Annotated in this window: 6 protein-coding genes; 3 read left to right on the top strand and 3 right to left on the bottom strand. The window is 51.5% G+C overall.

Annotated elements, in window-relative coordinates; genetic code table 11:
* Positions 1-260: 260 nt before the first annotated feature.
* Positions 261-500, bottom strand: a complete 240-nt coding sequence (locus tag Psfp_RS20485) for a hypothetical protein (protein WP_134220364.1) — start codon at positions 498-500, stop codon at positions 261-263.
* 249 nt (positions 501-749) lie between these two features.
* Between Psfp_RS20485 and Psfp_RS20480 the strand changes: the two genes are divergently transcribed.
* Together Psfp_RS20480 and Psfp_RS20475 are read left to right on the top strand one after the other, a co-directional pair.
* Positions 750-1,397 carry a hemolysin III family protein gene (locus Psfp_RS20480; protein WP_205079641.1) on the top strand — a complete coding sequence of 216 codons (648 nt, stop codon included), beginning with the start codon at positions 750-752 and terminating at the stop codon, positions 1,395-1,397.
* Complete coding sequence (locus Psfp_RS20475; RefSeq protein ID WP_134220363.1) at positions 1,384-2,376, top strand: isoaspartyl peptidase/L-asparaginase; 993 nt, start codon at positions 1,384-1,386, stop codon at positions 2,374-2,376. Before Psfp_RS20480 ends, Psfp_RS20475 begins: the two co-directional genes overlap by 14 nt.
* 125 nt (positions 2,377-2,501) lie before the next feature.
* On the opposite strand, the gene Psfp_RS20470 is transcribed toward Psfp_RS20475, so the two are convergent.
* Positions 2,502-3,404 (bottom strand): radical SAM protein, encoded by a 903-nt coding sequence (locus tag Psfp_RS20470; protein WP_134220362.1) that lies wholly within the window; start codon positions 3,402-3,404, stop codon positions 2,502-2,504.
* Positions 3,405-3,642: 238 nt separating this feature from the next.
* The gene (locus Psfp_RS20465) at positions 3,643-4,953 is read right to left on the bottom strand and encodes a stalk domain-containing protein (protein WP_243120832.1); all 1,311 of its coding nucleotides are present in this window, start codon (positions 4,951-4,953) and stop codon (positions 3,643-3,645) included.
* 332 nt (positions 4,954-5,285) lie between these two features.
* Between Psfp_RS20465 and htpG the strand changes: the two genes are divergently transcribed.
* Positions 5,286-7,157, top strand: a complete 1,872-nt coding sequence (gene htpG, locus Psfp_RS20460; RefSeq protein WP_134220361.1) for a molecular chaperone HtpG — start codon at positions 5,286-5,288, stop codon at positions 7,155-7,157.
* Positions 7,158-7,334 lie beyond the last annotated feature (177 nt).

The following is a 7,334-nucleotide window of genomic DNA, read 5'->3' as shown; positions in this document are numbered from 1 at the left end:
CATTATAACACATTACGCAAAATTACTCACTAAGAATTGGAGAGAATTTGACATTTTTTTAATAAAAAAAGCCCTGTTTTCAAGGCTTGTAGAGATTTCTATATTAGCGCAAGTGTCAAAGACCCGGGAACATTGGCGACAAAAGGGTCTCCTAACATTACCATATTGCAATCCACCTCGATCAAGTTTTTTTAGTATTATTTATTAGACTAAGAAAATATATGTGGCCGGAGTGTCAAAAATCAGTACATCAGGGTGGTTTATTTATACACGGCTGAACCGGTAGTTTGCTGCTGACCCGGCTCAACGGTTTGCTGCGGGCTGACGGTTGCGGTTGGTTCAGGTATGATGAATAGGGAGATAAAAAACAACAAAAATCCCGCCAGTGATCCCAGAAGCCAGTCTTTCCAGACCGGGTCCTTTCTTATGGCTGATAATATGCCCAGAGCGCCTGTGATTGCAATTATTACCAGTGAACCCAGGGCCAAAAAGAAACCCATCCCCACACAAACCCTCCTTAAATTAAAACTGTTGATATAGTTACAGTGTCTCTTGAATTATTCAAGAAACTGTTGTACATATCCTTTTATTGGGATTCAGTTTTTCTTTTTTTAGGGTAAATTATTGCTAGCGTTGTGCTGAAGGCTCTTTTATTAGTTGACCGGAGCGTCCCTTGGCAGGATTTGCCGGAGGTTTGTAGTATTATTTAATTGTTTTTGGAGAGTTAATAAACAAGGAGTTGGGTCCTAATGAATGTTTTTAAAATGAGGGAGCCCGTCAATACATGGACTCATTTGATCACCTTTGCCTTGTCGTTAGCTGGTCTGGTATACCTGGTAATTGTCTCCCGCAGCAGTGCGGCTAAAGTTGCTACCATGGCTACCTATGGAGCTACAGTCATTATATTGTTTGGAGCCAGTTCGCTTTATCACTGGATCCGGACCTCGCCCAGGAAAGTTGTAATCTTGAAAAAGCTGGATCATGCAGCCATTTACCTGCTTATTGCCGGCTCTTACACGCCTGTGTTTTTTTACGGGCTCAGTGGCGGCTGGAAATGGGCGATGCTTGCTGTGGTGTGGTTTTTAGCCTGCGCCGGGATCATCCTGAAGATGTGGTACATTAACGCGCCCCGTTGGGTTTCAACCTCTTTTTATGTCGGTTTGGGCTGGATAGCCCTGGTGCCCTTTATCCAACTGGTCAGAAACCTGCCTTCCGGGGCCATTGCTTTAATGGTTGCCGGAGGGGTGTTTTATACTGTCGGAGCCGCCATTTATGCCACCAAATGGCTGAACTTTTTCCCGAACCGCTTTGGCTTCCACGAGATTTTTCACCTGTTTGTCATGGCGGGCAGTATTACCCACTTTATTATGATGGCCCGCTATATTGTTCCACTATAAAACATCTTTGAAAATTGCCTGGAAACCCTGCATAGAAGCAAAACTAACTGCCCAGACTAAGGGCATGAATATAATTGCTTTGCATGGCGGGCTTGACACCAGCCGCAGTCGTTCGTTTATGGAGATTCTCGAGCGCGCTGCCCTGGATGGGTTTGTGCTGCTGGCAGAAGGCCGTGTGCCGGCTGTTGAGGCTGTGCTTAATGTCCTGGAGGATTCTCCAAATTTCAACTGCGGTTTCGGCGCGGTGCTGAATATGGATGGAGAAGTGGAATTGGACGCCTCTATCTGTGATGGCGAAACCAGCCGTTTTGCCGCAGTGGCGGCTATTCGTGATGTCCGCCACCCCATCTCTGTTGCCCGCAGGCTGATGGAGGAGACCAGTCAAGTCATCCTGGCCGGGGACGGCGCCCTGCAGTTTGCCCGGAAGCATGGGTTTCCAAAGGATAACTGTATATCAGAGGAGCAGCTTGACGCCTGGCGGAAGGCCAGGGAAAGCCTGGCCCGTGGCGAGAAACCGGCTCAGAATTTGTATACCGGACTGGCTTACCACGGGGACACGGTGGGTTGTGTGGTGTGGGATGGAAAAGGTCTTACCGCCGCTTCATCTACCGGGGGGTGCTCCTTAAAGCTGCCCGGACGCGTGGGGGATACACCGTCCCTGGGCGGGGGGGTCTATGCCACAAAGCTAAGCGCGGTTGTCTGTACCGGCATCGGGGAGTCCTTTGTAGAAACGCTGACCGCCAAGTTCGTGGACGAAAAAATAGCCGGCGGGGCACACCCGCAGCAGGCAGTGGAGCTTGCCTTAAGGAGGCTGGCCGAGTTAAAAGGGGCCGAGGGAGGCATCCTGGCGGTAGACGCGCAGGGAAGAATTGGTTCCGCCTTCAATGCCGGGCAATTCCCGGTTGTGGTAATGGAAGAAGGCCGGGTTCGCCAGGGCTTTGAGCCGGTCAACCTGCGCCGTGCGCTTTTCGCCCACTAAACCGGATTGGTCGTAAGCCGTAGGGCGTAAGTATATCCAGCGTTTTTACAGGGTCAATAAAACAGAGTAGTTACCCACGCCGCTATTGCGGCGCCACGTATGATGAAAATATCAGCCGGTGCAGGTTATACCCCTTCCAGGTCAAATGGCGGTACGAAATCAGGCGAGGCTGTACCGCTTTTCTGGATAAAAACGTTTCGCATGCCTTTTCTCTGACAGTATTCAATCAAACCCCTGTAGTGTCCGGGATGCAGGGGTTTGTTTATTTCCGGGTACTTGCAGGCCTGGTTCAGAGGGGTGTACTGGTTCATTAAGCTGATGTAGATGGAGTCGCCAAAGGTCCGGTAGAGATAGTCTATAACCTTTTTGGAATCAAACAATAGGCCGGGCAGGGCGAGGTGACGGACGAGGACGCCTTTCACCAGCAGGCCCTCCCTGTTGAATTTAATTGCGCCGACCTGGTCGACCATCTTTTCTATAACGACCTTGGCCTTGGCAAAGTAACCGTCAACCCCTGAATATTTTAACGCGTACTTGTCGTTATAGTACTTCAGGTCAGGCAGGTAAACGTCGATGCTCCCTTTCAGGAACCTGATCGTTTCCACGTTTTCGTAGCTGTTGGTATTATATACTACCGGCAGGCTCAGTCCGTTTCGCCGGGCTATGTTCAGCGCCTGCATGATATGGGGAGCGTAGTGGGTGGGTGTGACCAGATTGATATTGTGAGCGCCCGCTGCCATCAGCTCCAGGAAGATTTCACTAAGCCTGTCTATAGATATTTCCCGGCCCACACCCTGCTGACTGGCCGGATGGTTCTGGCAGAATACACAGCGAAGGTTGCAGTGGGCAAAGAAAACTGTTCCGGAACCACGCCGTCCGGAAATGCAGGGCTCCTCCCAGAAGTGCAGGGCAGCCCTGGCGATTTTTACGTTTCTGCCGGCCTGGCAGAAACCCGTGTCCCCGTCTAAACGGTCTGCTCCGCAACTGCGGGCGCAGAGCCTGCAGCCGGCCAGCAGTGTCTCAATCATGTTTCTTCCCCCCCAGAATATTCTATACTCTGAAAATGCACACAGAGCGCTTCCCCTGCACTCGCATATAACCTGGCAATTCATGGTTGGATAATTTCTATCTTTCCAGGAGCTTGGGTGCATACTCCGATAGCGTTGGCGGCATGGCAATCTATACAGTATATTGTACCAAAAAAATGCCCCGGCTGTGCCGGGGCTTCAGGTGTCGAAATCTCGTTGTGAATAATAGGTCTTTTTTTCAGGAGCCGGAAGATAGTTCACGGTGCGCCTGTATGGTCGACCGCAGCGTGTCCCACGCCTCGCCCGGCACCAGACCCAGCCGCCACAGGGCGATCCCTCCCAGGTTGTACCTCTTGGCAATACCGGCTTTAACCAGGAGGCTTTGCGGTGTCTCCCCCGGGGCCGAGATGCCCAGCAGCACCTTGCTGGCAGGCACTGAGGCGGTGGCCTCTTCAACCGCCTGCAGGACAAGGTCTACCGGTTCAGGCTTGGGGCCGTAGTCGTAGGCCATGACAATGATTTGGTCGGCCAGCTCTCCCAGTGCCTGGTAGTCATAGCCCCGGTAAGCGCTGTTCAGGGGGTGGAGTGAAAGGGTCAGTTTCAGGTTGTCTGCTTTGAGCTCAACTGTCAGCAGGCGTACAAATTCTGTGTAACGTTCTCTGACTTTGGCTAGTTCTTCCCCCTGGCCGCTCAGTCCTAGGCCTTCAAAGTCCAGGTTTACGCCACTGTACCCTGCGGCTTCCCCGGCAATCCCGGTTACCGCTTTGTGCATGGCGGAGGGATTGGCCAGCAGGTTGGATAGCGTTCCGGCGCCGTCGGTGAGGTGGACGACCATTTCTGTCTCCAGGTTGTACGCCTTTGCTGCGGCAAGCACACCTTGCCACCCCTCCGGCCTCTGCCACCCGGTACTGCTGGAGGTGAGCAGGTTTCCGTCCTGGTCCAGGCTGTACCAGCCGAGAGCGAGCCGGCTGACCTGATCCGTATGGCCCCCGGCAGTATTGGGAAAAGGCGTGCCGAACAGGCCGGTCCAACTGCTGGTAGCGGTGTCACCCAGGGCATAAAACGCGGTTACCGCCATCGGCGCGGGTGGGGAGAATATCCTGACGCTGTTGGTGGAGCCTTCCCACGCAACCCTGCATTGGAAAGCCTCGCTAAAAAATCGCAGAGGAATGAGCGTCCTGTTATTTACCAGCAGGGGCGGGACATCCAGGTTGACGGGACTGTTATTCAGGTATGCGGTAGCGTTGCCAATCTGAAGGAGTACTGTAGTCTGTGCGTTCCGGGCTGTTACAGTATTTGTCGCCCCGTCCCAGTCTACCTTGACATTCAATGCTTCCGCCAAAGCCCGGAAGGGCGATAGGGTACGCCCGTCATATATCTGTGGTTGAACGTCGAATGACACCGGCAGTTCGTCAAGATAGACATGGATGCCCGTTGACGGCTCTAACCCGGAAGTCTGTCCAGTGGCAGTTGAACCTGCCGCAAAGGTAAAAACCAGTATACAAGCTGCCATCAGGCCGGAAAAAATGAAACAACATCGCTTTAGCAAAGTTTTGCCCCCCCATTGATTTCTCTCAGGTGATAAAACTTCACGCTAAAGACGTTATTTCCTGCCGGTTCAATATTTTTACAAATAGTTCCTCAATTGAAAGACTGAGGTTTTAATTGCTGTGCCGCCTGGGCAGGATAGATTTATAAGATTATGACTGCTCCCTTTTTATACCTTAAGGTCTTGACATGCGGCCAGTGCCCATCTTATACTATGGTCAGAAAAAGTCAATAATGTTGCAATTGCTCGCCAAACTTAAGTAAGCGGCGAGGGTTAAAATCTCTCGCCTTTTTTGGATCCCCAATTTATATATACTGGAGGTTTGAAACGAAATGACTGCTGAAGATGCAACAAAACCGCGCCGGACCAGAGAGTTCCAGACAGAGATAAAACAGCTGCTGGATATCGTGATCAACTCTCTTTATACGGAACGGGAAATTTTTTTGAGGGAGCTGATTTCCAACGCCGCCGACGCGCTGGAGAAGTTCAGGTATCACAACCTTACCGGTGAAGGGAGTAGCGCAGAGGAACTTCCCCTGGAAATTTCTATCGAACTGGACGATAAAGAGCATACTCTTACCATTACAGACACTGGAATCGGCATGACCGAGGAAGAGGTAATCGAAAATATCGGGACCATCGCCCATTCCGGATCCAAAAATTTTATTCAGCAGCTTGCTGCTTCGGACAGTAAAGATTTGAACCTGATCGGACAGTTTGGCGTCGGGTTTTATGCCGCCTTTATGGTAGCTAAAAGAGTACACTTGCAGACACGTTCGTACCTGCCGGGAGCGGCTGGCTGCGAGTGGGTATCCGAGGGCGCCGGCAGCTATGATCTGGGACCGTCAGAAGGTCTTTCGCGCGGCACCAGGATTATCCTGGAACTGAAAGACGATACACACGAATTCAGCCGGGTTGAAGTTATTAAAAGGATTATCAGACAGTACTCCAGCTTTGTACCGTTCCCGATCAAAGTTAACGGCGAGCAGGTCAATACGGTCCAGGCTATCTGGACCAGGAATAAGAACGAGGTAACTGAAGAGGAATATAACGATTTTTACAAGTTTGTCGCCAACGCCTTCGACGAGCCCTTTTACCGCCTGCATTTTACGGCCGACGCGCCCCTGGCCATCAATGCCCTGTTATTTGTACCGAAGCAAAATATGGAACGTTTCGGTTTTGGGCGGCTGGAGCCGGGGGTGAATATATACAGCAGAAAAATTTTGATCCAGCAGCATGCTGAAGATATTTTGCCGCAATGGCTCCGCTTTGTCAAAGGGGTGGTGGACAGCGAGGACCTGCCTCTCAATATCTCCCGTGAAACCACGCAGGACAGAGCGCTGATGACCAAGCTGCGCAGGGTCATCACCGGCCGTTTCTTAAAGTTCCTCCAGGAGCAGTCTCAGAAAGAGCCTGACAAGTATCTGGAATTCTGGAAAACCTTTGGAGTCTTCTTAAAGGAAGGCGCAGCCACCGACTTTAGCCATCGCGATGACGTGGCCAAGCTTTTGCGGTTTGAGTCCTCTAAATCAGAGCCGGGCAAGATGGTTTCCCTGCCGGATTATCTCGACAGGATGAAAGAAGGGCAGGAAGAGATCTACTTTATCAACGGTCCCACCAGGGCTTCGATCGAGGCCGGTCCTTACCTGGAAGCTTTCCGGGCGGCGGACCTGGAGGTGCTGTATACCAACGAACCGGTCGATGACTTTGCTTTGAGCAATTTGGCGGAGTTCGAGGGTAAGAGGATGGTTTCTGCCGATACTGCCGAGTTGAATATACCTGCGCCCCCGCCGCAAGAGGGCGTGGAGTCGCTGAACTATGACCAGATCCAGGATTTAACCGCATGGTTCAAGGAGGTGCTGGGTGAACGGGTCAGCGAGGTCAGGGAGTCAACCCGCCTGGTGGAAAGCCCCGCTATTATCCTCGACCTTGACGGGATGATGACCGGCAGCATGCAGCGGTTTATGCAAGTCCTCAACGAGCAAATGGGGGATATGGGGAGAAAAGTTCTGGAGATTAACCCCAGCCACGCATTAATTAAGCGTCTCCTGCCACTGCGGGAAGAAGATGAAGCTTTAGCCAGGATTGTGGCTGAACAGGTTTTAGATAACGCCCTGATTGCCGCGGGGTTGGTTCAGGATCCCCGCCTTATGGTGGACCGGATTTACCGGATTATGGAGCAGTCCCTGGCGAGAAAGAGTTGAAATTTCCTGGATTAAACAATCAGTAGGTCACGAAAAAATACACCCGTGCGGGCAATGTCATTAAGATAAGCAAAGAGTCGGCAAGGCAAAAGAGCATCATGAGGGCAGAAGAGCTTATCAGGATGCTCTTTTCTCTTAGGGAAGCTGAAAAATGCATGCAAATGAAGCAGATCGTGA

The organism is Pelotomaculum sp. FP (genome assembly GCF_004369245.1).
Taxonomy (GTDB): Bacteria; Bacillota; Desulfotomaculia; order Desulfotomaculales; family Pelotomaculaceae; genus Pelotomaculum_C; species Pelotomaculum_C schinkii.
This window is presented reverse-complemented; position numbering and strand designations above follow the sequence as displayed.